Origin of the sequence: Pseudoalteromonas issachenkonii, assembly GCF_002310795.1 — a bacterium.
GTDB classification, from domain to species: Bacteria; Pseudomonadota; Gammaproteobacteria; order Enterobacterales; family Alteromonadaceae; genus Pseudoalteromonas; species Pseudoalteromonas tetraodonis.
The window spans coordinates 115,496-140,846 of sequence record NZ_CP011031.1 but is presented as its reverse complement, the minus strand read 5'-3'; the positions used below and the strand labels follow the sequence as shown (position 1 = coordinate 140,846).

Here is a 25,351-nt window from a genome sequence, read left to right as displayed (position 1 = left end):
TGCTGAATAATAAATGTATTCTCAAAATTCAGCTTAAATAACAATGTAAACATGGGTTAATAATCCATGCTGACCAATTAAGTTTCCCTTGCGGAGCGCCTCGGCGCTCTTTTTTTAATGATTAATCATTTTCTGTTTTATGGCAGGGAGTAAGGTTTCACCATCGCTATCCACTTTACTCATTAGCTTTAAACCCATCACCTTAGCAAGCACAGGGTAAATATCTAAATTATTCACTCGCTCAATGCTCACCCCTTTTTTAAACGCCGGCCCGGTAGCAATAAATGTCGCTGCCATATCATCGGTATAGGCATAGCCATGCGTTCCTAAGTAAGGCACTTTAGCACTACTGCTAAATACCGCAGGCGCTGTCGTTTGTACCACAATATCGCCCACACGAGTGCCTTTATTATAGTGATATCCTGCAAGCTGCTCCTCTGTTAGTACCGTGTAGCGTCCTTTTGCTGCATGTTGTAAACGGGCTTTATAAGCCTCAACATCTGCATTTTTAGCATCGCTTTTAGTATAAATAAGTAATCGAGGACCGGTATTTACAACCATAAAGTTATCATCTTTAGGTAAGCTGCTCACAACAATGCTCTGCTCAGGCTCAACTTGTGCCATACCATGATCAGACACAATCACCAGATTTACCTCTTGCTCTAACTTACTCAAGCGGGTTTTTAATTGCCCCATCAGCGCATCTAGCTGTTTAACGGCATCACGCGTTTGCACCGCATCAGGGCCATATTCATGCCCCATGCTATCCACTAACGAAAAATAACTTGCCACAAAACGCGGGCGCTGTGCTTTAGGTAAGCTTAACCATTGAATGATTTGATCAATTCGGTCTTGGTAGTCACCTTGTTTAGAGTAGTGAAAATAATAGTCAGGCGTCATACCATTAAAGCGCGCATCCGACTCAGGCCAAAAGTATACCGCCGATTTAAGCCCATGCATTTTAACTAAATTCCACAGTGGTGTGCCGCGTACCCAGGTACTGTCTTTTTGTCCTTTCCCCATGCTGTAGCATTCATTATTGCGCGCTTTGTCACAAAACTTATTATCTACAATGCCATGGTTAACTGGCAGTAAACCGGTGATCACCGAAATATGATTTGGAAACGTTTTAGTAGGATAAACAGGCTGCATTTTTTGCGCTCTTACGCCTTGCTCACCCATTGCTTTTAAATTAGGCGCACCGTGCTTTTCAATGTAATCCCAACGCAAGCCATCAATAGAGATCATAACAACCGTTTGCTCTTTAGCGGCAAACGCACTATTCACACCCAATAAAAGGCAAAAACACATTACCTTAGTGATCCACAACTTCATTTTAAATACCTAGATGTATGTTAATTTTATAAAAAATAATACTAAAGCAAGTTGTTACTTTATGATACATGCTGATAAATTAAAGCAAACTATTAAAAATAAATAATCGTGCGTTTAATAAGTGCTTAATTCACATAAAAAAGGATTACCATGATCAACTTCAGTAGCAAAGTAACCCCTGCACGTATGCAGCGCACCACTGCCAATTTACAAATGGCGCTTGAGAGCGATCGTGGCCGAATTATTAATAGTGCAGCCATTCGTCGGCTGCAACAAAAAACCCAAGTATTTCCGCTGGAGCGCAACGCGGCTGTGCGTTCGCGCCTAACTCACTCATTAGAAGTTCAGCAAGTTGGCCGCTTTATTGTGCAGCGCATCTTTGCCAATTTAAATTACCAGCAACAAAAAGAATATGGTTTATCGGGTTTAGAGCGCCCACTAGAAACCCTAGTAGAAATGGCCTGCCTAATGCACGATATAGGTAACCCGCCGTTTGGTCACTTTGGCGAAGCGGCTATTAATAATTGGTTTAATGCTAATTTAGCCAGCATTACGCCTGAGCGTTGCCAAACCACAAACAGCAGCATTGGCGTTATTTTTAAACATTTAGCCCAAGATATTTGCAGCTTTGAAGGCAACGCTCAAGGCATACGCATTATTCACTCTTTGCTGAGCCTAAATTTAACCTATAGCCAAACTGCCGCTATTTTAAAGTACACCCGTCCGGCTAGTTTAGCGAAGCAAGATATTCCTCAAAATAAAAACTACATTATGAAAAAAGTGGGGTATTACTACAGTGAAAAAAGCTTTGTTGAAGCACTGCAAACTGAGCTGAAAATGGAGCCCTATTGCCGTCACCCTGCCAGTTATATTATGGAAGCCGCTGACGATATTTCTTATTGCCTTGCCGACATAGAAGACGCCGTAGAAAAAGACATTATCACCACACAGTTATTATGCGAGCAACTAAAAAAGCAGTATCAAAAAGCATTAATTAACCTCGCTCTTAACGACACTCAACACCAAAGCTTTGTGGACGACGCTATAAACTACGCCATAGAACGAGCACAAGCACAGCCCTTTAATTTTAATAGTGAGTTTTTTATTTATTTACGCGTGTCATTACTGCACCCGCTAGTAAACCATGCCGCAAAACGCTTTATTGAAAACATAGAGCCAATTTATCATGGCGACTTTAACCATGCATTATTAGAAGATCGCAGCTACCTGCATGCAGCAACCCAAGCGCTCAAACAAGTCGCGCTTGAGCATGTATTTTCGCACAAAGAAGTCGAAAAGCTCGAACTGCAAGGCTACCGTATTATTAATGGCCTACTCGATTGTTATAAACCTTTGCTGCTTTTGAGTAGCGATGACTTTAAACGTGCATTGCATGGCGACAACCGCTTATTAATAGAATCGAGACTCGTTAAAAAACTCTCTAAAAAGCATTTAAGTAGCTATCAGCATGCCATAAATGCGATGCAAGAAGAGCCCGATCATTTTGCCGCCTATGAATTTTATTATCGCTGTCGGTTAATTCAAGACTACATTAGCGGTATGACCGATCAATTTGCTTACGACGAGTACCGAAGCTTAATGGTAATTGACTAGGGTCTGTTGACCTTTCAAGGTTAAATTTGCAGCAGTCTGTTTGGTATTTAGGCAAGGCAGAGCCTATGTGGTGTGGTTATTCCCCATAAATAGGCGATAACGCAGCATCAATGCCAAACAGGCGCTGCCCTTCGGGTTCTGCCTAGGGGCGATTTACTCTTTGTTGCTCGGTTTTTACTTAGTCCACTAGGTTACAAACCTCGCGTCGCGATTAAACCGCCCCTAGTTTGAACAAATTGTAATCCGCAAAGGTCAACAGACCCTAATTAACGCTAGGCGCTTCTAGATAATTTTTCACTTTACGCTTAAGATTAGGGCATTGATGCTTAACCACTTTTGAGTTTTATGAAACCGTTACTGAGTTGCTTACTTTTTTGTTTTGCTTTGTTTTATAGTGCCAGCAGTGCCGCTTATAACGAAGCTATGTGTATTCTTATAAAACAAGAAATGCAGCAACACAGCAATAATAAAGCCAGCCGTAAATACCGTAATGCTGCGCGAGACTTTGAAAAAAACTGCAGTGATCCGCAAGCGGCACGCACTTTGCCAGTACCAAAGCCTAAACCGCAGCCGGTTATTGAACAATCGACCCCGGAGGTTGTAAAACCACAACAAACAGAACCCACTTTACAGCCAACGTTGCCAGACGCTGCAACTGAGCAAAGTGCAACTGGACCCCAAAATAATGTAATCGAAAAAAGCGCCACTCAAACTATAGAGCAAGCTAAAAAAAATGCCCCAGTAGCATCAACCACAACAGCACCTGATGAGTCACAAGTCAATGTAACAGCAGCGGCTGAACAAAGCGGCGCTTCTGAAAAAAATGCACAGCCCAGCAAAATACCGGTCAGTGAATTATCAAACACTGAGGAAAATACGCAACCAGAGGTAAAAAAAGCCACCGTTGAGCCTGCACAAACCGCCGTACCTATTACTATAAAAGCCAGCGAGCAAACAGCCGTTATTGCCTCTTCAATGCCCAAAGGGGCTAATATAATCTCGCTAGTATTACCAAGTGTGGCACTATTGTTAATTGTGGTAATTACGGTTGTGGTATTAATGCGCCTGCGCAATATTAAGCAAAATAAACAAGCGGCTGATACTGGCATACCATTGCAAATGCCCCCAAGTCACGACAATGATCAAACTCACAGTGTTGTTACTGAGCCGATGGTGACTGGCTCTGATCTGCAAAACCCAGCCGTCGAAAGCAAGGGTAAAGAGCCTGATTCTAGTCGAGTTAATACAGTGAAAATAAAGCCGGAGCCTAACACGGCAGAGTTTGAAGCAGCTGCTAAAGCAACCTTAGAGCGGATAAAAAATGCAACAGAGTTTGCCGAGCCACAAGTAAGAGATTTTGACCCCGAAGCCAAACAAACCAAAATTCAGCGTAATCCTATAAATCAGCCAATCAAAAAGGTACGACAAGAAGCGCCTATAAAGCCTTCACACAGCGCACCTGAACCCATTGTACCCCATCAGCCACAAGCTGATTTCCATCCTGCAAAAACGCAGCGTTCATCATTAAGCTCAACCACTGAACACGACTTTAAAGAGCCGGAAGTACGCACTTTCGATCCCGACGCGCCACTACCAACTAAAAAAACTAAAGTAATGCCTGAGCAAGTAAAGGTTGCCCCTGAAGAGCCAAGTAAGCCCGATAACTCACCACAAAGCAGCAATCCATTTGCTAATTTATCGCTTGATGAAAGCTGGGATCCAAATTCTCCACAAAAACCAAAAATAGAAGAAAAAAAACGCGCGCCTAAATCACAAGCACTCATCGATGCAGAAGAACGCGCAAAAAACATGCAAACAAAAGAATAACGCGGTAACATAAAAATACTTAAAATAAGTCTGTAAAGCGACGGTATAGCCCTTAAGCCTACATTCAGTTAACGCCTTTAAAATAGCCTGTTTTTTAAGCAACGCTCAAAGCCGCTTTATATCCAAAAAGGGTATATTTAATAGAAGGAGAGACTTATACACATGCATGTTATGTTATCAGCTAAATTAAGATACCGTATTTATATCGCATCTTTTTTGCTGATGGCTTTTACCAGTCATTACACGCACGCAATTGAAGCAATACAACCCTCAAGCAAAGCGCCTAATCACCATGCTACTTTAAATATAAGTACAGGCGAATGGCCGCCTTTTTTAAGCGAATCGCTGCCTCACAAAGGCGTGGTTGCGCATTTAATTACCGATATATTTGCACAAGCTAACATTAAAGTTAACTTTACCTTTTTACCGTGGCCGCGTGCCTACCACGACACCATTAATGATAAATACGCAGCCACTGCAGTATGGATGTTTGAACAACAACGTACTGAGGATTATTTTTACAGTGAGCCAGTGCTAAACGAGCGTTTTGTATTTTTTTATCATAAACAACGCCCTTTTGATTGGCAAAATCTAAACGATTTAAAAGGCTTATTACTCGGTGGTGGGCTTGCCTACAGTTACGGCAAAGACTTTGATAAAGCAGCCGATGAAGGCTTATTCGATATGTCGCGAGTAAGTACCACAGAGCAAAACTTTAAACGCTTAGCTATGGGCAGAATCGACGCCTTTGCCGAAGAGCAAAGCGTAGGCTATTTCACATTAGCGAGTAAATTACCTGACCTATTCAGCGCTATTAATCACCACCCCAAAGCATTGTTGGTAAACCAAAGCTTTATGATGTTCCCTAAAAATAACCCACGCAGTGAACAGCGGCTTGAAATATTTAACCAGCAATTACTTAAATTTAAACAAAACGGCCGTTATCAAGCCTACTTTGATGCGTTAGATAATGGCGCTTATCAACCCACAAATAGCGCTCTGGCCGACTAACCTGTAGGCAGGGCTTTATGCAGCGCGCTTTATGTTTGGAACGCGGGTTTCGGGCTACGAGCTACGGGGGGTGGTAAAACCTAACCCCTGTTTTTATATTTTCTCATTTACCCTCATAGTCTTCTCTTTGTGCAAACATGTTTTAAGTGATTTATTCACAAAGAGGGCAAAGAGACGCTGCGCTAAAAGAGTAGGCTCTAGGTTCAGGGCTGGTATCAGGCTGTTTGTAAAGCTCGCTACTCGTCGCTCGAAGCCCGTTGTCTTCTCTGTGTTCAAATAATTTTTAAGTAATTTATTCACAAAGAGATTATGAGGCGCTGCGCTTTTAGAGGAAATAAAAAAGCCAAATATTATTCTGTAGCAGCGATTTTATATCGCGTATTTATAGGCTTTTGCATTTTACCCGCGCCTCGTCGCTCGAAGCCCGCTGCCTTCTCATTCCCGCTTTAAGGTTCATATAAGCGCCAATTAATAAATGACTACTTAATCAGTCATTAATCAACTAATGACTACTTTATTAGTCTTTAACTTATAGAGGGTATTACGCTTTCTAAGCGTTTTATGTCAATATCACTGATATTAGCAAAACGTTTAAAGTGCGCTGGCCACTGGCGAGTATAGCCCTCAACCTCGGCAATTATTTTTGTTGCTTGAGCCTTGTTGAGGCCGAAGCGTTTGGCTTGCGACAGTAAATTATCGATACTAGCATATCGGCCATCATCACCAAGCCCTATGCCATGCTGCTTTGAGTTATTAATAGGGGTAATATCATAAGCGGGGCTCATACGCCACGTTTGCCCTGAAAAGTGATACAAAAATGCATGATTTCGGCTGTGATCATCAGTATTACCAATAAATACATTAAATACCATTCGCTTGTAGAGCTCTGTAGCATCAGCAGCGAACTCACCTGTGTGGTGGCGAATAAATTCAGCCAATTCACCGTAGCTATAGTATGTTGCTAAGTCGTTTATCGCGACTTTTGGTTTTTGTAATAAGCTATTGGCGCTTAAAAAGTGATGAGTTGGTAAGTCATCGCTTACATCAAAACGTTCAACTAACAGAACATCGCCATTTTCTGTTTCATGAATACGGGTATTTGCAGTGCGAATCCCCAATTCATTAGCCATACACATAGCGCCATGCTCAGCCCTAGCTAAGTTAAACAAATCGTCTTGACGATTAAACTTTGCCAAATAAAGTTTTTGGTCAATTTTCACAGAGGTTTTAGGTCTTGCCCCCCCCATACTTTGGCCAAATTCAAAGGCTTTTTTTGCTTCTTGTGAAATCGCTTTATTGGCGAGCAAATCGTCCTTTGCTTGATCTAACAAAGCTAAATCGGCTAATGTATTTTTATTCGCTTTATGTTTTGATGCGCTGCGCGACAAACTAAATACCAAGGCGCCAACACCATACCCAGACCCTGCGAGTAAAAATTCTAGCTCATTTTTTGGTTTGGTATTATGTAAAGACAGTATAAGCTTACGCCCCCACGAATCAGCTCCCGCATCACTTAACACCCCAAACACACCTTTATTGGCAGAATAACTAACTATGCCAGGCTGTAATGGTAAATGCAGCGGATCGAGCGCAAACGCATCAGAGCGCGCAAGGTAACTTTTACCATAATTAAACTCACCTCGGCCTGTTTGTGTATTTAACTTAAAAAAACCACAAATTACCGGGTTGTCTTCTAAACCGTCAATAAATACATAGGCTTCAGAAGTCATCGTTAATCACCTGAGTTTTATTGCTTTTACGCTGTCTTGCATTATAACCGCCCACATCTGCGGCAAGCTCGTTAATTTCATCCAGTAATGAGCCTTGCAATTGAAGTACAACAAGGGCTTCAAACAATATATCGCTTTTTACTACCTCCCCTTGCTCAAGCTTTTGTACCGTGGAGCGAGATACACCAATCATCTTAGCGAACGTGCTCTGGGTATAAAGTAAAGTACGATGCTGGCGAATTAAATCACCCAATCGACGCGCCAGTTTTAATGCTTGTTCAGATCTCATAAATGACTACCTAATCGGTCATTAATATACTAATGATTAGTTTAGCGGTATTTAATATGATTGCAATATTATTTAAATAGATACGAAATGAGCTTCGAGCTTCGAGGTTCGAGCTTCGAGCTTCGAGGTTCGAGCTTAAAGCGCCTAGTCCCTTTTGCGTTACCTCTTTAGCGCAGCGCCTCATAACCTCTTTGCGAATAAATCACTTAAAACTATATTTGCACAAAGAGAAGACAGCGGGTTTCGAGCAGCGAGCGACGGGCAGCGAACACAGCCTAGCGCCTTTAACCTAAAACCTTTTACCTATTCCCACCTTAGGCGTTAAGCTTGCTGAAGCGAAAAGCGCAGCTTTAAATAGCTCGAAACACGCTTCCCGCAACTCGACGCTCGACGCCTTTATTAATACATGTCGCGTTGGTGACGGCAACCAAAGAGAAGTAACCGCCGACTTCTCTTTGGAACCTCTCGGCGCCCCGAGGATCACACTGCTTCCTCAATTTAAATTAATGATATGAACGTAAACGCGATGAAACACGTCCGTGTGTAGGCATCGCTTAAAGCGCATCCATGCGCTGATATTACTCATCAATAATTCAATTTCGGGTGTGATCACGGGGGATTTAACTCAGGCACTCGCCTGCAAATTTGTTGTTATTAAAAGCGTTATGTATATTAAGTTATCTTAACTGTTTGAGTAATTTTAATGAATGCTAACTCACCATCACCACTTAATTTTCTAGAATACCGTGATTTAGTAAAAAAGCTCGAACATGGAAAATCACTACCAACAGCTATTTATTTACATAAAACTGCGTTGAATGAAGCCCTACCAGCAGAATTATTAAGCTTTATAACAAACACAATAAACAAACTTGATGTTCAACAATCTTGGAACCTAGTTAAGCTTTATAAACGCGACTTAAAATTTACACTACTTAACTACCCTAATTTTGATGAATACGCTTACCCAGCACTCCATACCAGCCATACTATAGATGCCCAAGAGCTAACATTAAAAACAACTAACTACAGTGGCTCAAATAATCCACCCATATTGCACCGTAAAGAAACCTTTGTTCTCCCCAATTATCCTCATTATCCATTATTTAAAGATATTACTGAAGAAGGAGAGCAAATAGGCCTGTATCAAAACACCAAAAGTATTGGCTTTAAGCAGCAATGGCATAACTTAATTAAACGCAAAGGCTACAAGCTTGATGAGAAAGGAAGGCTGCATAAAGTGGCAGAATTACCAAAACCAGTAATTGAACATGAGCCACAAAAAATACAGCGCCATTTAACCGCAATAAATCGCGATAGACTTTCAGCTCCTTTTCAAAAATTGGCAAAGTATGGCTACTTGAATGGTGAATATTCAATACTTGATTACGGTTGTGGGTTAGCTGATGACGCAACTGAACTTGAAGCCCACGGGCTTAATATAAATGCGTGGGATCCAGTGCATAGGCCAAACGGGAACAAACAAACGAGTGATATTGTTAATTTGGGCTTTGTACTCAATGTTATTGAAGATCAACAAGAACGAATAAACACACTAAGAGCGGCTTACCGGCATACTAAAAAATTACTTTTAGTATCAGTAATGCTCGCCAATGAAGCCAAACAAGAACACTTTAAACAATACAAAGATGGCGTAATAACTAAATGGAATACGTTTCAAAAATACTATAGCCAAGCCCAAATAAGAGCTTACATAGAGCAAACCCTAAACGTTAATACAATGGCGTTTGGGCAAGGCATAATTGCTATTTTTAAATGCCCACAATTGGAAGAAGCCCATCACTTAGAGCTACAATTTCAAAATTATAATTGGCAACATATAACCCAAAGGCCACAGCCAAAAGCTTTACCCAAAGCCCAGCAAAAAACCTTGTTTGAAAAACACCAAACACTACTTGATGACTTTTGGCAACATTGCCTGCACTTTGGCCGTTTACCTGCAAACGATGAGTTTGAGCAAAGTACAACTTTGCGCAAATACTTTGCCAGCCACAACAAAGCATTTAGCTTGCTGCAAAATTACTATGAACAAAATGAGTTTGAGCAAGCGCAGCAAAAACGAAAACATGATTTACTGGTTTATTTTGCACTTAGCCTATTTGGTAAACGCCAAGCTAAAAGCCATATGCCTGCAAGGCTAACGCGAGATGTAAAAGTACATTTTAGCGATTACAACCAAGTATTAGAGCAAGCAAAACAACTGCTTTTTTCAATAGCAGAGGCTGCTAATATTGGTAACGCCTGTTACCAAGCTTACGAGCAAATTCAGCTCGGTGAATTGCAAGACAACCACTCGTATATTTTACCCACTCGTTACTTAAACCAACTCCCCGCAATACTGCGTGTTTACATAGGCTGTGCCGTGCAGTTGTATGGCGATATTGACGATGTAGATTTAGTAAAAATACATATGCGCTCAGGCAAAGTGACATTTTTAAAATACGATGACTTTAATAAAAAACTACCACTGCTCACTGAGCGAATAAAAGTAAAAATGCTAGAGCAAGATATAGACTACTTTTACTACGGAGAAATTTCCCCCTACCAGCCCTTTTATAACAAAATAGATTATTTACAAAAAGGCAGTAGCGAATACAAAAGCCAACAACGGTTTGATAAAAAGTTAGCTGATATGCTCAAAGGTGTAGCAAAAGCAGAGTGGCCCAATTGGCCTATTTTACTCAAAGTGTTTGATTATTGGGCTGTTGAGTTAAAAGGTGACAAATTTTTTAAGAAATAAAAGCCGTTTTAAAATGCCAGCTTGCTGGCGGCAACCAAAGGGCGAATACCGCCTTCCGCCCCTTGGAACCCCACGGCGCCCCACAACTTCACTTTCCTTTAAACAAATAATTAATATGAGCGTAAACACGTGAAAGCACATCCATGTGCAAGCATCGCTTTTCTCACATCCATGCGAGGCAATTACTCATGAATTATCTGTTTTGCAGGTGAAGTTGAAGGGGAATTATCTTAGCTACGGAGCATTAATCGACTGAATCAATATCACAACTTTAGCTGTTCCAACTTCTCAATGATTTCAGAAATAGGTAATGACTCCGTCATATGTCCCCATGAAACCCTTATAGCACCTGCAATTCGCTTTTCATCTAGCTTCATTGCAGTTAGAACATGAGAAGGCGTATAACTTGATGATGTACACGCAGAGCCATTAGAGACAGCCGCAATCCCTTTTAACATCACCATTGCAGCCTCAGAGTTTATACCTGGAACTGAAAAGTTAAGTACAAATGGAGATGTATTTTCACCGTTGTATTGCGCATCAAGTGCATTTAAGGCTTGAACCAATTCATCTTTCAAGTTTTTTGCGTGCTTTTGCCATAAAGCTGCATTTTTTTGTGCTATCTCACACGCAAGGCCAAAACCTGCAATAAGTGGAACGGCTAATGTTCCTGGACGTAGCCCTTTTTCCTGCCCACCGCCAAACATAATTGGTTTTAATGGCGGCTTTAAAAAGCCACGCTTTCTCATTATTAACGCACCAATTCCCTTGGGGGCATATACTTTATGCCCGCTTGCGCTAATTAAATCGATACGATCATTTTTTAAATCGTCGCTCATTTTGCCAAAGCTTTGTGCCGCATCAATATGCAAATAGGCTTCACTTAGTTCAAGCGCATCACAAATCTCATTAATAGGTTGAATAGAGCCCGTTTCATTGTTTATGTGCATTATTGATACTAGCAAAGTATCATCTTGAAGAAGCTTCTTAAGTTGTTCAGGATTTACAATACCACTCTCATCAACTTCTAAATAACTTACAGTAAAACCGCTTTTCTCTAAGTGCTCAATTGGCTCTATTACAGCTTTATGCTCTATTCGAGTTGTAATGATATGCTTTTTATTATTCGCTTCACCAAACTCTTTTAATCCTAAAATTGCAATATTATTGCTTTCGGTTGCGCCACTGGTAAAAATCACTTCAGACTTGTCTGCATCAACTACGTCAGCAACTTGCTTGCGTGCTTTTTCAACAGCCTTTTTTGCACTTGCACCAAATTCATGAGTACGACTGCCAGCATTGCCATACTCTTCTAAAAACATTTTTCTAACTAAATCAGCTACCTCATCAAGTACTGGCGAAGTAGCATTCATATCTAAATAAGTTGTCATCAAATCCCCAAAATAAACTCATATTCTATGCGAGACAGTGTTAAGTAATTCATGTAAAATAGCCCGCCACAATGTTCGTACGAACAAGCAGTAAAAGTCACGAACAAATTAAACTATAACTTAATTACGAAAGATATGAATCAAATAGTGTCAGGAACTTCATTTCCCGCGATAAAGGGAATGCAAGCAAAAACAGAATATTACATTGTAATGTGCCCACTAAAAAGGCTTAGTAAGATATTTACTTTAGATGAGGGGCAATTACCTGTAGATCAACGCGCCCAACGTATTATCAACGAAGAGCGTATTCCTGATATTGCAAACTATATACTTGATAGTAGAGATAACTATGTTTTTTCTGCTCTAACAGCTTGTATAGATGGATTAAGTGAGTTTGTAGCAATAGGTGAATCTAAACACGAACAAAAAATCGGTACTCTTGTTATTGATGAAGACGCCGAGATTTATATTACTGATGGGCAACATCGTAATGCTGCAATATTAGAAGCTTTAAAAGCAGATCCAACACTAGCGGATGAAACTATTTCTGTCGTATTTTTCACAAATAAATCACTTGAAGAGCGACAAAGAATCTTTAAAGACCTTAATCTTTATCCAGTTAAAACCGATAGCTCATTGAGTATTACTTACGACGATAAACCAGATGCAATTCTTTCGAAAACAATAATATTCAGAAGTGAACAATTTACAAAGTTAGTGCATATGGAAAAAAGTAATTTAGGGCCGCGTTCTAAAAAACTAATTAGCCATAGTGCCGTAAATAAAGCGAGTAAATACTTACTTGGAACAATAACCAAAAGCAATTATGAGTCTTTAATTCCGGTGGCTTACGAGTTTTGGCATGAGGTGCTCAAAAATATGCCTGCTTGGCAACTTGTATGTGATGACAAAGCATCGGGTGGAGAATTACGTGACGAGTCAATACACGCCCATGCAGTAACCTTTCATGCCCTCGGTTTATTAGGATTTTATTTACTAAATAACGAGCCAAAATGGCATAGTAAATTAAAAGGCTTACAAAAAATAAACTGGAGTCGCCAAAACTCTGATTGGAATCGCCGCTGTGTAAATAACAAGTCGATGACAAATAATCGCAAAGCAGCTGAGCTTACCTGCATCCAAATAAAAAATTATTTAAAAATATCACTTACCGACAAAGAAAAGTCGGTAGAAAAATCATTCACAGAGGAACGAAATGGCTACTGATAAAGATGTACAGTTCCATTCGGCCTTTGGCGAAACAGGCTTAAAAAGCTCAATTCGCCAGAGCATCGATCATATAAAAATGCTTTACCAAAGTGACTCAATCCCATGGGTAATTGGTTATAGCGGCGGCAAAGATTCAACTGCTATATTGCAGCTCACATGGTATGCCCTGCAAGAGCTAGCACAAGAAGGTAAATGCGAGAAAAAAGTACATGTAATCAGTACTGATACGCTTGTAGAAAACCCAATTGTTGCCATGTGGGTAGGTAAGTCTCTACAGCGCATGAAAGAGCAAGCAGAATCACAAGGTTTACCAATTGTGCCACACCGCCTTACCCCAGCTGTAAAAGACCGCTTTTGGGTTAATCTAATCGGTAAAGGCTACCCTGCGCCACGTTATAAATTTCGCTGGTGTACTGATCGTTTAAAAATATCGCCATCTAATACGTTTATTCAAAATATGGCTGATAAAAACGGCGAAGCTATTTTAGTACTCGGTACACGTAAAGCCGAAAGTACGGCACGTGCTGCAAGTATGGAGCGCTTTGAAAGCTCAACTACTAACACACGTAAAGCGCTTGGTTTAACCGAAAACGGTTCACTTGAACGCGTGTGGGTTTACACCCCTATTGCTAGCTGGAGTAACGACGATGTTTGGGTATATCTAAACAGCGTAGAGAATCCATGGAAGTTCCCAAATCACGATTTAATGGGAATGTACCAAGGCGCAACAGAAGGTGGTGAGTGCCCACTCGTTGTTGATAAATCAACACAAAGCTGTGGCGATAGCCGTTTTGGTTGTTACGTTTGTACTATGGTTTCTGAAGATAAATCAATGAATGCCATGATTGCTAATGACGATGAAAAAGAGTGGATGTATCCACTTGTTGCTCTCCGCAATGAGATTGAAGTAAACGATGCCAACCGCGCTAAAAAAATTGAGAAGTTAACGCGTGATAAAGCAAACCGCGACTTTAGACGCATGAACGGAAACCTAACCGTGCATGTATCTAAACACGGAGCAGACTTAGTACCTGGCCCCTATATACAATCTTTTAGAGAGCATTTGTTAGGTAAAGTATTAGAAGCTCAAGTGGCTGTACAACAACTTGGGCCTGAAGAAGTTAAAGATCTTGAACTACTGCCACTTGAAGACTTAGAAGAAATTCGTCGAATTTGGCTAGAAGAAAAGCACGAAGCAGAAGACAGCGTGCCAAAAATTTACCAAAAAGTACTAAAAAAAGAATACCCGGGTAAACAACGCGCACACCACCCTATTCTTAATTTAGACGTACTTAATAAATTAAAAGCACATTGCCAAGAGCAAGGCGACGAAGACGGTTTGCTATACCAACAAATGCGATCAGTAATGAGTATTGCTAATAAGCATAAAAACCAATTGCGCAGAGCAAAACTCTCTGACGAACTTGCACAAAGCCTAGATAAAGGGGCATTTAATAACTTATTTGAAGCAAAGCAATTTGCACTAGAACGTGAGCGCCATCGCTTACAAATACAACTAAACAATTCTCCAAATTTAACTGAAGATGATAAAGCTGCAATTCAAGAAAAAATCATCATGGTAACTAAGTCGATTAAAGAACAGGGCTACAGCTCACTGCTTATCGATTTTGAAGAGGTACACGATGATAATTAAACAACTCACCCTTGAAAACTTTGGTATTTACCAAGGGCGTCACGAAGTCGATTTAACCACAGCAAAAAATAAACCTATTATTTTATTTGGTGGTTTAAACGGTGGCGGCAAAACTACTTTTTTAGATGCATTGCAACTAGTGCTTTATGGTAAACATGCAAAATGCTCTAACCGTGGACATCAATCTTATAGCAGCTTTTTAAGCAGCACCAAAAACCGCTATGTTGGCGAGCACGATATTGTTGAAATTTCACTTACGTTTACACACACAACCGATACAACAACCAAAGAGTTTGTTGTAGTACGTAATTGGAAAACCAATACAAAAGACGTTAAAGACAAAGTAACAGTTTATTGTAATAAAGAAGAAGATAGCCACCTAAGCCAATACTGGGATGAGTTTGTAAATGAATTTATTCCGCTAAGCCTCTCTGACCTTTTCTTTTTTGATGGCGAAAAAATCGAAAACCTGGCACATCCTGACAGAAGCGCCGATTTAATAAAAACAGGTATTGAAAACTTACTTGGTCTTGATCTGCTTTCACAGCTGCATATTGATTTAAACAACGTTGAACGCAAACGTAAAAGCGAAAACTTAGAAAGCAGTGTAATTGCCAAAGTTGAAGCGCTAGAAGCTGAGATTGGCGACCAATCGACACTTGTTTCAAACCTTAAAACAGAAATAGCAGCGCTAGAAAAGCGCGCGAGCGATACTAATTTAAACATTAATAAAGCCCGCCAAAAGGTTCGCTCTGCGGGCGCTCACTTAATTGAAGATCGCGACTCTATAAAATTTGAATTAGGCGCTATTGAAGAAAAGCTCAAAGCCAATTTAGCCGAGCGCGTAAAACTAGACGCAGGATGCGGTCCGCTTGGTTTAATACCTAATTTAATAACAAGTACAAAAGCACAAATAAAAAAAGAAGAGCAAGCAGTACAAGCTAATGTTGTTCAAAGTGCTATAGCGGAATACGAAACCACAATTATACAAACGCTAATAAACGAAAATGTGCCACAAAGCGCACTTAAAGCGCTTAACAGTAAAATGGCTACCTTAGCTCAAGAACGCCAAGAGCTAGCAAGTACAGCGTGCTACATTGGCAGTAACGCTGCCATTTTTAATAGCCTTGATGAAAAAATTACGCAAGATAAGTTAGAGCGTTCAAACTTACTAAAAGCTCGCGAAGAACTCTTAGAGCAGCAAGCATTGTTTGATAAAAAATTAGAGTCGATCCCTGATTACGAAACTGTACAACACTTATTAAGTGAACTTGCAGGGCTTGAAGCCGAGCTTAAAAACGACTTTGTTTTAATAAAACAAAAACAACAGTTGTTACAGCAAGCACAAGCGCGTGACGAAGTATTAAATACTCGCTACGCAAACTTGCTAACCCAGCAAAGCAAAGACACGTTTGAACAAAAGCGCTCAATTCAAGTAGCTGAACATATTGGTAAACTTAAAAATACCATGAAGTCATTTGCAGATGAGTTAATACGTGAAAATGTAACTGGGCTTGAAGAACACATTGCTGCTAAGTTTTTTGATCTCTCTCGTAAAAATAACTTAATTACCGGCGTTAAAATTTGCCCTGATTCATTTAAACTTACGTTACTCGACACCAATAAAAACCCTATGTCACCAAGCCGATTATCAGCTGGAGAAAGGCAGTTACTCGCCATCGCTATTTTATGGGGCTTGGCTGAAGCATCAGGCAAAGAAATCCCCACTGTTATCGATACACCACTTGGGCGTTTAGATGGTAAACACCGTACTAAGCTTATTAATAACTACTTCCCTAAAGCGTCAAGCCAAGTGATTTTACTATCGACTGACGAAGAAATAACAGGGCAATATTACACGCAATTAAAGCCTGCTATTTGCCGTGAATACCACATTAGTTATAACGAGCAAGAACAAACCTCAACCTTTACTGAGGGGTACTTTTAATGAAAACAACACTACAAACAATAGACTCTATTAAGCTCTCTGAAAAACAAAAGCAGCAGCTTGTTCGCCTAAAAAGTAAAACAGGCATTGAGAATTGGAATGTACTGTGCCGCTGGGCATTGTGTATGTCGCTCGCTGAAGATTCAATTCCCCCTGTTGAAGATATTCCATCAGACAGCAATGTAGAAATGAGCTGGAAGGTGTTTGCAGGCGAATATGCTGATGTGTATTTAGCGGTATTGCGTGAAGCTTATCAAAAACAAAATGCACACCTAGAAGGTGTGCATTTTAGTGATTTTGTTAAGTTGCACTTGAATCGTGGGATTAGTTTTTATATTTCAAAATATTAGTCTTTAAAATATTTGAATTTCAGTGGTTCTACTAACACTAGTTCAGACGACCTGTGCTGAGCTAGTGCGAAATAGACAGTTATTACTAGCCATTTTATATGTGTTAGTTCACAAAAAGCATTTTAACTAGTTAATCCAATCTTTCCTTTCATAGCCAATGTACTAAACGCAAAAGAAAAACATACTTGATATGCCGTAGCTTTTCTTCCTACTTCTGCAGGCTTATTTTTATGTGTAAAGTTTAATTCTTTAATATTGGAGGCCATATCTTCAATAATTTCATTAATTAAGTCCTTTGGATCTTCAAGCCATTCCAACTTACCACTATCCCAAGAACTTTGTTTTAAATTAGCTCTGAAAGCAGAAACCATTGGATATAACCAACCTTGTGGAATTAACCCCCTAATTTCCCCATCGGTAAACAATGCATCTTTTTTATGGGCATCTGAGGAAACTCTATTTCCTGTTTTTTTATTATTTACTTTATTTCTTGAGAAATACCCTATTGAAGCTTTCTGAATTTCCTCTGATAACTTCAAAACTTCGAATGTAAATGGGATGAGACGCTCAAAGCTTGATTCTTGAGAAGTTTTTTTTATATCATCAGAATAATAATCTAATACTTTCTTCTTTCTTCCAAATATATCATTCGGCTGCTTGTTATTTGGGTACTTATTCAAATCCAAAAGACTTAATAAATGTAACACTTCAAGAATATCAACTTCCCCATCATCACCATCCTTATAAGCTATCTTATCAGCCCCTTTTTTGCCTTCCATCGCTTGTCTGATATTATCAAAGCTACCTTGTAAATTTTCCAAACTTTTATCATCAACTTGTAAATTATTATTTAAGCCATCAGCTAAATCTACAATGCTTTCAGAATCTAAATTTTGATATATGTGCAGCCTAACATATGCACCTTCATCATACTCTTTAAAATACTTTACCTGTCTAATAGCTTGAAATGTGTGACCACCATTTACAATTCCATGTAACATCTTATCATTCAAAACCACCTCCACTTCATGTGAGTTACCCTTTACTCTAGTGGATTCCATACTATCGACAGACAGATAAATACCTAAGTTTTTTAAAGCAAACTTTTCAGGTTCTTCTGTTAATGTTTTAACAATAGTTCTAGATACTTTACCTGAAAGTTTTTCAACTTTATTCATTTTAGGGCTTCTAGGATTAACGCCGACCCACTCTCTTAACTCATCAGGTATATCTTCGGCTTTCACAAACATAGTACCTAATTTGATTTTTTTATCTTCTAACCCAGGTAAAGGCAGAGAGCGAAAGTCGTCGCATTTAATTTTAAATTTCAAATATTCCATATCACTTCCTATTGGTTAAATAAGAGGGGGCATACCCCCCTTATTTATGGTCATAAACTATTTTTCTTTCTTACCATTAACTTCCGTATCTCCCAAAACCTGGATATTAAGTGAAAAGCTAATGTCCTGAACAGTTCTTATCTCTTCAGGAAGGAGTTGAGCTGTGCTACTCGAAGAAGATAGAGTTTCTTTTCGAATAGATCCATCCAACTGAACTCCAATAAAAATTGTTGCCGAAAAAGCTATTAGCGCTAGCGCTAAAACAAATTTTTTCCAACTGCTAGTAGTTTTACCTTTTGGTTTTATTGCATTTTGCATTTTAAAGCCCTTAAAAAAACCGCGAGACCTCCAAAGGTTCAAGTTTGAGAGGCTGGCGTTGTATTAAGTGGTTTGTTTAGGGCTGCATAACAGAGCTAAACTAACCAGTATGACCTATACCTGCTTGCCGGCATAGGAGTGTATGGTCAAATTGACCAATTCTATACATACTTTAATTTTTAAAATGACTACTTAGTTTTAAATTCTACTCTTGCACACTGTATTCTAACCAACTTACCTTCTGATTTAAGGTAAGCATCCCCTTTACCATTTAGCACTTCCGCGCCTTGTTCATCTAAGATAACCCGACTTTCTGTACCATTTTTAACACGCAGAGCAAGCTGGGCTGGCAGGTTAGATCGTAAATTTGTGCTTATTACATCGCCACTTGGTTTTTGAGTGGCGATTATTAAATGAATACCGGCAGCACGGGCTTTTTGCGCTAAGCGCTTAAGCTCGGCTTCAATATCCTTTTTCATATCTTTATCTGATGTTAAATCGGCGTATTCATCAAGCACCAATACCCACCAAGGAATGCGCTCTTCTGGTGTTACCTTGGCGTTGTAGTCTGGCAATGAACGTACACCTTGCGCTTTAAATTGCGCATAGCGTGATTGCATTTCAGCCACAGCTTGAGTTAACAGTTCTAGTGCGTCTTCATCATCAAACCCAATACGCCCTATTAAGTGTGGATAGCGCTCAAAATCGTTAAGCTCTGTGCCTTTAGGATCGATTAACATCAGCTTTAATTCTTTATCACTATAGTGCTCGACCATGCCGTATAAAATAGTGTTTAGCGCTTCTGACTTACCGCTACCAGTTGTACCCCCAATAAGTAAATGCGGGCAGTTTGAGGATGAAAAATTAAGTTTAATCACCTCGCCAAAACGGTCTTCACCTAGTGGTACTTCTAGTGCATTTTGAGGGCGCTGCCAATTTGGCCAAATGTCGTTTTGGTCTACAAAGTAACGTTGTTCTTGGCTTTTTGGTACATCAATCGTAATGCAGCCTTTATCTATGCCAAAGCCTACATCTTGTTCTTGCTCAAGTTTTAACGCGAGCTTAAGTGATTGCGACTTGGCAAATACGCTTTCAGGCTTGTCACCTAAGTTTAAGCCAACTCGGAATAAAATAGAGGCTGGGCCTTCAATGTAAGGTTCAACATTATCTGGTTTGAGTAACGTAATGTTATGGCTGTAGTAACAATCAATAATTTGCTGATAGATAGCGCTTAAATCGCTCTCACTCATTTTTTTACGTGCCGATGTTGCTGCCATATCTAAGTTGTTTATATTTGCCTCTTTAACCTCTGTAGGGTTTGCTTGCTCTGTATTTTTACTATTCCTACTAGGTGGTGATATATCGTCTAATGCGGTAATTTTTGTACCTTGCGTTTTTGTAAGCTCAGTTTGCTCATCAGCTTTGGCATTTTGTTCAAGTACTACTTTTTGCGTTGTTGCGCTCTTCGTTAAAATATATTGCGCATCAATATGGTGTAATTTAGCAGGAGTTAAATCGGCTAGTAAATTCTGCATTGGGGTTTTAACCCAGTGAGATAAATTGCCCGCTGGTAGCTCTACTTTGAGTATGTTGTGCACTTTTAAGAATGATGCTTTTGTAAAGTCGCGATCTTCCACATTTACAAATAAAAAGCCTGCTGGGTAATCTACAAGTTCTGCAAGTTCATAATCGCCTTGTAGCCACTGCGCACTGCGTTGCTCAATGCTATTAAAGTAACCCTCTTTATACACTTTATAAAGTTTGTACTTATCAATTTGCATTAATACTTGGCGCATAAATAAGCCACGATATAAATGCCCTGCGAGTGTTTGCTGCCCAAGAAGTGCTTCAAAGTATTGTTTTAGCTCTTTGGCTTGCTCAACACCTTTGCTGTGGGTTTGGCGCTTACCTGTTTTAACTTCAACTGGCAGTAAAATCATTTGTTGGCCTTTAAAGCCTACAAATAAAATATCGTCTGATATAACGCCTTTTTTAAAGCCCTGTGCATGGCGCGATAAGTCGCTATCAGCCATATTTAGGCCTAAGTTACCTGCAACACGAATCACTTCCGCAATAGAAAGGGGCACCCACGTAATATCTGAGTCTGCGACTAAACAGTTAACGTATTTATAGGCACAGATAATGCCGCGCTTTTCTTTTCGCTCGTTGTCATTTGCGGTTACAAGGTTTAACAACCACTCACCATTAAACGCATTAAACTCTTCGATAATACCTCCCTCGTCGTTTTCGAGTACTTTATGGTATAGATCGGTTTGTTTAGTGACCGTTATTGCATCGTAATTAACTGAGTTTGTGTAGTTATCAGAATAATGAATAAGCACCATGTTCTTTTGACTTTCAAAAAACTCTAAGGTTACTTTAGGATCGATTATTGTGGTCCAAATAGAGTTTTCGTAAGAGCGCTCTAACAACGTTTTAAAGTTTTCTGTAACTACAAGTGCTTGAGATTTAGACTCGCTATACTCTTCATGGTGGCGCTTTGCGGGCTTTATTAATCCGCTATATTTAGCAACAAGCTTTAATTGTGGAGTACTATCGACATCAATGCCTTTTAAGCCAAACGATGTGTAATAGCTGCCATTTTTGTTTGATGCCGACTCGCCTGGCATTAGGCCATGACAAACAACACCGGTTTCTTGTTTTAATAAATCAACGTCAGTTGCTTGCACACGTTCGTTATTTTTAAAAAACGACATGTGTGCATAGTGCTGCTCTTTTTGGCCTTTTTCATGCTCAAATTTACTGTAAGTTAAACGTGTTCTTAGTAAATCGATTATGCTGTCAGCCTGCTCACGGGCAGCGCCTTTATTTAACTCACAGAGCTCTTTTAAGTCATCATAGCTTGCCATGTCAGCAAACTTGTCGAACCAGGTATAACACTGCGCTTCGTCGTATAAATTTACATGAATATTGGTAACTTTATTTTTTTTCAGTTTGATGTAGTCAATTAAGCCTAAAAACAACTCTTTATTTTGCTGATTATTTACAGAGTTAATAATCAGCGTTGTTTTACTACCTGCTACAAATAAATGTTTAAAGGCCGTGGTGAATTTGCCTACTTTGTCTTTTACGAGCGTGCGCACAAAGTCATAGCTACTTTCTTGCTGTGGAACAAGTTTGGACCAGAATACATTTTCTTTTTCGGCGTGATTATATGAAAAGTCATGCACAGGGTCGTACACAAAAGGTAAAAGCCCTTGCGCAGTTAAGCGCTGAATAGTAACTGGTGGTAATTTTTTAAAGCTGCCTGTTGCCTGTTTATCTTTACTTAATAGATCAGCCAAATTGCAATTATAAGCAAGTACCAGTGGGTGATATGGCGTAATATAAGTTTGCTCATCAAAATCTGCAAAGCCTATATTTACAAGTAACTTGTGCTGTTCTAAAAGTGGTGCGTGATAGGGTATTTCATCAATAGCAGCCTGATAAGCTTCAACAACCTGAGTGGCAAGCGCTCTAAGTTTTTCGCCCCAGCCCGATAAGCTCAACAACGCTTTTGTATGCGCTAAATAATCAAATAAATCACGATAAGCAAAGTACAAATCAGCATAATGTGATTCTAAGTCTTGTAGTTTAATATCATTGCCATTAGCAAACTTAGCTAAGGTTAAGCTATCCAGTAGCTCCGCTTCGTTTTGTAATAACGTGAGCCGCTTGGCTTTAGGTGCGACTTCCTTTCCGTCTATAAGTACTTTATTTTTACTACGATTGAATTGCCCGAAGTATTCATCGTTAAACAAATGATTAAAACGGCCTTGGTCTAGTAATAAAGGTAAGGACAAAGTATCGGTTGATACTTCCCCTTCAACATTAAATGTTAATTGGCTAATCGCACCTTGTACGGTGAAGTTTATTTCATCAGATTCAGTTGCTAGCTTTTTAAAATCAACAATGCCTACTGCATTTGAATCAAATACTTGGTTGTTTTCTGCAAGAACACTAGCATTTGTTAAATCGCTTATTTGTAATGATTGCTCATCAGTTTGCAGCGTTAACCATTGTTTTGCGGGATCAACTAAGTAAGTGTGCTTAAAGCCGTCAATGTAAAAATCGTTTTTACTAATTACTAATACTTTGAAATTGTGAGTTTCTTTTGGTTTGTCGGTTTTAACACGGAAATTAAAGTAGCGAGCTTGTCCGTCAAAACTACTCGTAAGTACTGCCCTACTTCTTATTCCGCCTGGGTTTTTAATTGTTATATCAACATTTGGCAGCTCTTTACTTTGTTGAATTTTACAAAAGCTATCTTTTAACTTTTGATTGATAAAGCAAAGCTCTAATTCGAATGTGTGTTGCTCTGGCTCTAAAACTAATATTAAGTGACGCTCTCTTACACCTGCCCCTTTTTCTGACTTTGCTTTTGCAAGTAGCTCAATGTATGGGGCCTTTTCGCTTTCAAGCTCTAACAGGTTAGTACGGTTTTTTTGCTGTTCTGTAAAGCATTCACCTATGTCGAGGCTTTCCTTGTACTTTTCTACATTCCCCTCAGGAAAATGCTCTTTAATAAATTTTTCACTAAAATCTAAAGCGGACAATTTGTCTTGCAGTTCATTTGGAAAATGATGAGTGATGAAGTCAAGTTTATCGCTTAGCTCTTTATTTTCTTTTAAGCGCAAGCTAATTTGCTCGCCTTCCCAGCCTTCTTGCGAAAGTTGGTCATCGTTTAATAAACCAAGCTCATGGAACTGTAAGTCGCCATCTGCAATTGCGTAATATAGTTTTTCAAAGCCAAACATAGTGGCTTCGTCTTCAACTATTTCATCAAAGTGATAGTCGAGTAAACATTCAGAAACTTTCGCTTTTTCATCAGTTTGATCTATTTCTTTATGTAGCAGTAGCTTGATATTTTTTGGGTCCCAAACAACGCCTGGCTGCGCTACATCTTCTGTCGAATTTTTTAACGTATCGAGCATAGAGTTATGGATGATTAACAATGCTGTGCCTTTTGTTTCACCTTCCATAGCTGAAACAACATCACGTAGGTGTGCTATGTAGTTTTCTGTAAAGTTTTCACCTTCGTATACAGGAATTAATTCGACATCACCGTACTGCACCGTTTTTAACTCAATGCCTTTTACAGTTACGCTATTGTCTGCAATTTTCATAAAGGCTTGATAAAGTGCAAAACCCTTATCACTATCAGGACTTGTGAACTGATAACGAAAACCAACTTTTAACTCTTCAGCTGCCCAAACATTAAAGTGGCTAACTAAAAATTCTTCAAACTGTTTTTCTAACATATACTGCATCTCCGCTATCACTCATTCTTTCTACGTTACCCATTCGTTCATAAAAATCGATTAAAGATTGCTGGCTTTGTTTATCAAAAAACACGCCCCTTGCTTCAAATTCCTTAATAATTTCGTGAAAACGTAATTTATCGCGCTCGCCAATGGCTAGGTTTGTTAGTAGCACTATGTAATCTTGGTTAAACGTAAGTACTTGGCCTGCACGGCCTCGTCGCTGAATAAATGGGTCTAAAATATTACTCAACGTGCCCTTGACCACGGTGTCGTTATATTCAGTTAAGCGACCTTTTTTATTATCGAACTGCGCATGAGAAAAGCTAAGTAATTGCTGTAATACTTCTTTTTTATCGCTTGAATCTAGCCAGTTTTGCTCGGTGTTGTACCATTTGCGTTGAGTACGATCTTCTACAAAATCACGACCAAATTGATTTAGTTTAGTTACATCGTTTTCGTTGATAGATTCAAATAGCTGCCAAAGGGGTTTAACTTCACCTTTGGTTTGTATAGCTTCATTCATAAATAAATAAGGAAACAGATATTCTAAGTATTCATGAAGCTGGCTATAGCCAAAGTTTTTAACTTGAGAACGCTCGTCGCTTGCCTTTTCGTTATCAATAATAAAAAAGCAGGGCTTACTTGATGGAGCCCCATTTGCCCAATTTTTTATATTGAGCGCCATTTGCGAGATATATAAAAACCCATATAACCGAATAACAGAATTAAAGTTGTTGAGTAAGTAGTGAGGTCTTTTATTTAAAAATTGTAAATCTTGTTTAAACAACTCACTTAAAAATGGCAAATAGGCGGGCTCTGTTTTAAGCGCTGTTTTTGACTTACCTGATACATAAAAACTATCAAATTCAGCCTTTATTTCTTTTTCTAAAAAATTTAAATCGTTAACTGAGGAGCTATCGAGAGTTAAACCATTTAATAGACCAACAAACATGTCACCCAACTTTTTACTGTTGGTATCTACTTCATCTTTAAGGGCTTTAAAAATAAGCAGCTCTGGTGATATTTTAAATAGCTGCTCATTTTCAAAATACATTTTTTCCAATACTGTCCAAAATTCAGGTTCGTCTAATTTTGTTGAAAAGCGCTTTTCACATAAACCTTTGAAATGCTCTATGTCGCCATTTACCAATGACTTTGCGTATAAAACATGGACGAAATAACCTAGTACTGTATCCCAACAAAACTTATAGTGCTTGTCTTTTGTTCTTAAGGGTAAAAATGTATTAAATGCATTATTGTTAGGTGGTGTTAAAGTTTCTTTAATCATT

16 protein-coding genes are annotated in these 25,351 nt (G+C 39.2%); 8 read left to right on the top strand and 8 right to left on the bottom strand.

What is annotated here, in order from left to right:
* Window positions 1–114: 114 nt before the first annotated feature.
* A complete protein-coding gene (locus tag PISS_RS16345; protein WP_028834310.1) occupies window positions 115–1,335 on the bottom strand; it encodes an alkaline phosphatase family protein in 1,221 nt (406 codons plus the stop codon).
* Window positions 1,336–1,485: 150 nt separating this feature from the next.
* On the opposite strand from PISS_RS16345, the gene dgt reads away from it, so the two are divergent.
* The 3 genes from dgt (at window position 1,486) to PISS_RS16330 (ending at window position 5,787) form a co-directional block, all read left to right on the top strand.
* Window positions 1,486–2,949: a dGTPase gene (dgt, locus tag PISS_RS16340; RefSeq protein ID WP_016899096.1), complete on the top strand. Its 1,464-nt coding sequence runs from the start codon at window positions 1,486–1,488 to the stop codon at window positions 2,947–2,949.
* Window positions 2,950–3,294: 345 nt separating this feature from the next.
* Entirely contained in the window at window positions 3,295–4,776 is a 1,482-nt protein-coding gene (locus tag PISS_RS16335) for a hypothetical protein (protein WP_058155688.1), read from the top strand.
* A gap of 162 nt (window positions 4,777–4,938) precedes the next feature.
* Window positions 4,939–5,787: a substrate-binding periplasmic protein gene (locus tag PISS_RS16330; RefSeq protein ID WP_013462869.1), complete on the top strand. Its 849-nt coding sequence runs from the start codon at window positions 4,939–4,941 to the stop codon at window positions 5,785–5,787.
* A gap of 524 nt (window positions 5,788–6,311) precedes the next feature.
* Here the strand turns inward: PISS_RS16330 and PISS_RS16325 are convergent.
* Complete coding sequence (locus PISS_RS16325) at window positions 6,312–7,517, bottom strand: type II toxin-antitoxin system HipA family toxin (protein ID WP_058155686.1); 1,206 nt, start codon at window positions 7,515–7,517, stop codon at window positions 6,312–6,314.
* Window positions 7,507–7,806, bottom strand: a complete 300-nt coding sequence (locus PISS_RS16320) for a helix-turn-helix domain-containing protein (protein ID WP_004589614.1) — start codon at window positions 7,804–7,806, stop codon at window positions 7,507–7,509. Before PISS_RS16320 ends, PISS_RS16325 begins: the two co-directional genes overlap by 11 nt.
* Window positions 7,807–8,509: 703 nt before the next feature.
* On the opposite strand from PISS_RS16320, the gene PISS_RS16310 reads away from it, so the two are divergent.
* Entirely contained in the window at window positions 8,510–10,567 is a 2,058-nt protein-coding gene (locus tag PISS_RS16310) for a DNA phosphorothioation-associated putative methyltransferase (RefSeq protein WP_058155682.1), read from the top strand.
* Between the two features lie 263 nt (window positions 10,568–10,830).
* Here the strand turns inward: PISS_RS16310 and dndA are convergent, their stop codons facing one another.
* Complete coding sequence (dndA, locus tag PISS_RS16305) at window positions 10,831–11,958, bottom strand: cysteine desulfurase DndA (RefSeq protein WP_058155680.1); 1,128 nt, start codon at window positions 11,956–11,958, stop codon at window positions 10,831–10,833.
* A 135-nt stretch (window positions 11,959–12,093) separates the two neighbouring features.
* Between dndA and dndB the strand changes: the two genes are divergently transcribed.
* The 4 genes from dndB to dndE are packed head-to-tail and all read left to right on the top strand — an operon-like array spanning window position 12,094 to window position 17,140.
* Window positions 12,094–13,185 carry a DNA sulfur modification protein DndB gene (dndB, locus tag PISS_RS16300; RefSeq protein WP_058155677.1) on the top strand — a complete coding sequence of 364 codons (1,092 nt, stop codon included), beginning with the start codon at window positions 12,094–12,096 and terminating at the stop codon, window positions 13,183–13,185.
* Window positions 13,175–14,842: a DNA phosphorothioation system sulfurtransferase DndC gene (gene dndC, locus PISS_RS16295; RefSeq protein WP_058155675.1), complete on the top strand. Its 1,668-nt coding sequence runs from the start codon at window positions 13,175–13,177 to the stop codon at window positions 14,840–14,842. The genes dndB and dndC overlap by 11 nt, the downstream gene beginning before the upstream one ends.
* Complete coding sequence (gene dndD, locus PISS_RS16290) at window positions 14,832–16,790, top strand: DNA sulfur modification protein DndD (RefSeq protein ID WP_058155673.1); 1,959 nt, start codon at window positions 14,832–14,834, stop codon at window positions 16,788–16,790. The genes dndC and dndD overlap by 11 nt, the downstream gene beginning before the upstream one ends.
* Window positions 16,790–17,140 (top strand): DNA sulfur modification protein DndE, encoded by a 351-nt coding sequence (gene dndE / locus PISS_RS16285; protein ID WP_058155671.1) that lies wholly within the window; start codon window positions 16,790–16,792, stop codon window positions 17,138–17,140. Before dndD ends, dndE begins: the two co-directional genes overlap by 1 nt.
* Window positions 17,141–17,262: 122 nt before the next feature.
* Here the strand turns inward: dndE and PISS_RS16280 are convergent, their stop codons facing one another.
* The 4 genes from PISS_RS16280 to dptG form a co-directional block, all read right to left on the bottom strand.
* A complete protein-coding gene (locus PISS_RS16280; RefSeq protein ID WP_058155669.1) occupies window positions 17,263–18,480 on the bottom strand; it encodes an AIPR family protein in 1,218 nt (405 codons plus the stop codon).
* Between the two features lie 57 nt (window positions 18,481–18,537).
* Entirely contained in the window at window positions 18,538–18,798 is a 261-nt protein-coding gene (locus tag PISS_RS16275) for a hypothetical protein (RefSeq protein WP_058155667.1), read from the bottom strand.
* Window positions 18,799–18,986: 188 nt separating this feature from the next.
* Window positions 18,987–24,059: a DNA phosphorothioation-dependent restriction protein DptH gene (gene dptH / locus PISS_RS16270; RefSeq protein ID WP_244175299.1), complete on the bottom strand. Its 5,073-nt coding sequence runs from the start codon at window positions 24,057–24,059 to the stop codon at window positions 18,987–18,989.
* The gene (gene dptG, locus PISS_RS16265) at window positions 24,040–25,350 is read right to left on the bottom strand and encodes a DNA phosphorothioation-dependent restriction protein DptG (RefSeq protein WP_058155663.1); all 1,311 of its coding nucleotides are present in this window, start codon (window positions 25,348–25,350) and stop codon (window positions 24,040–24,042) included. Before dptG ends, dptH begins: the two co-directional genes overlap by 20 nt.
* Window position 25,351: the final 1 nt, after the last annotated feature.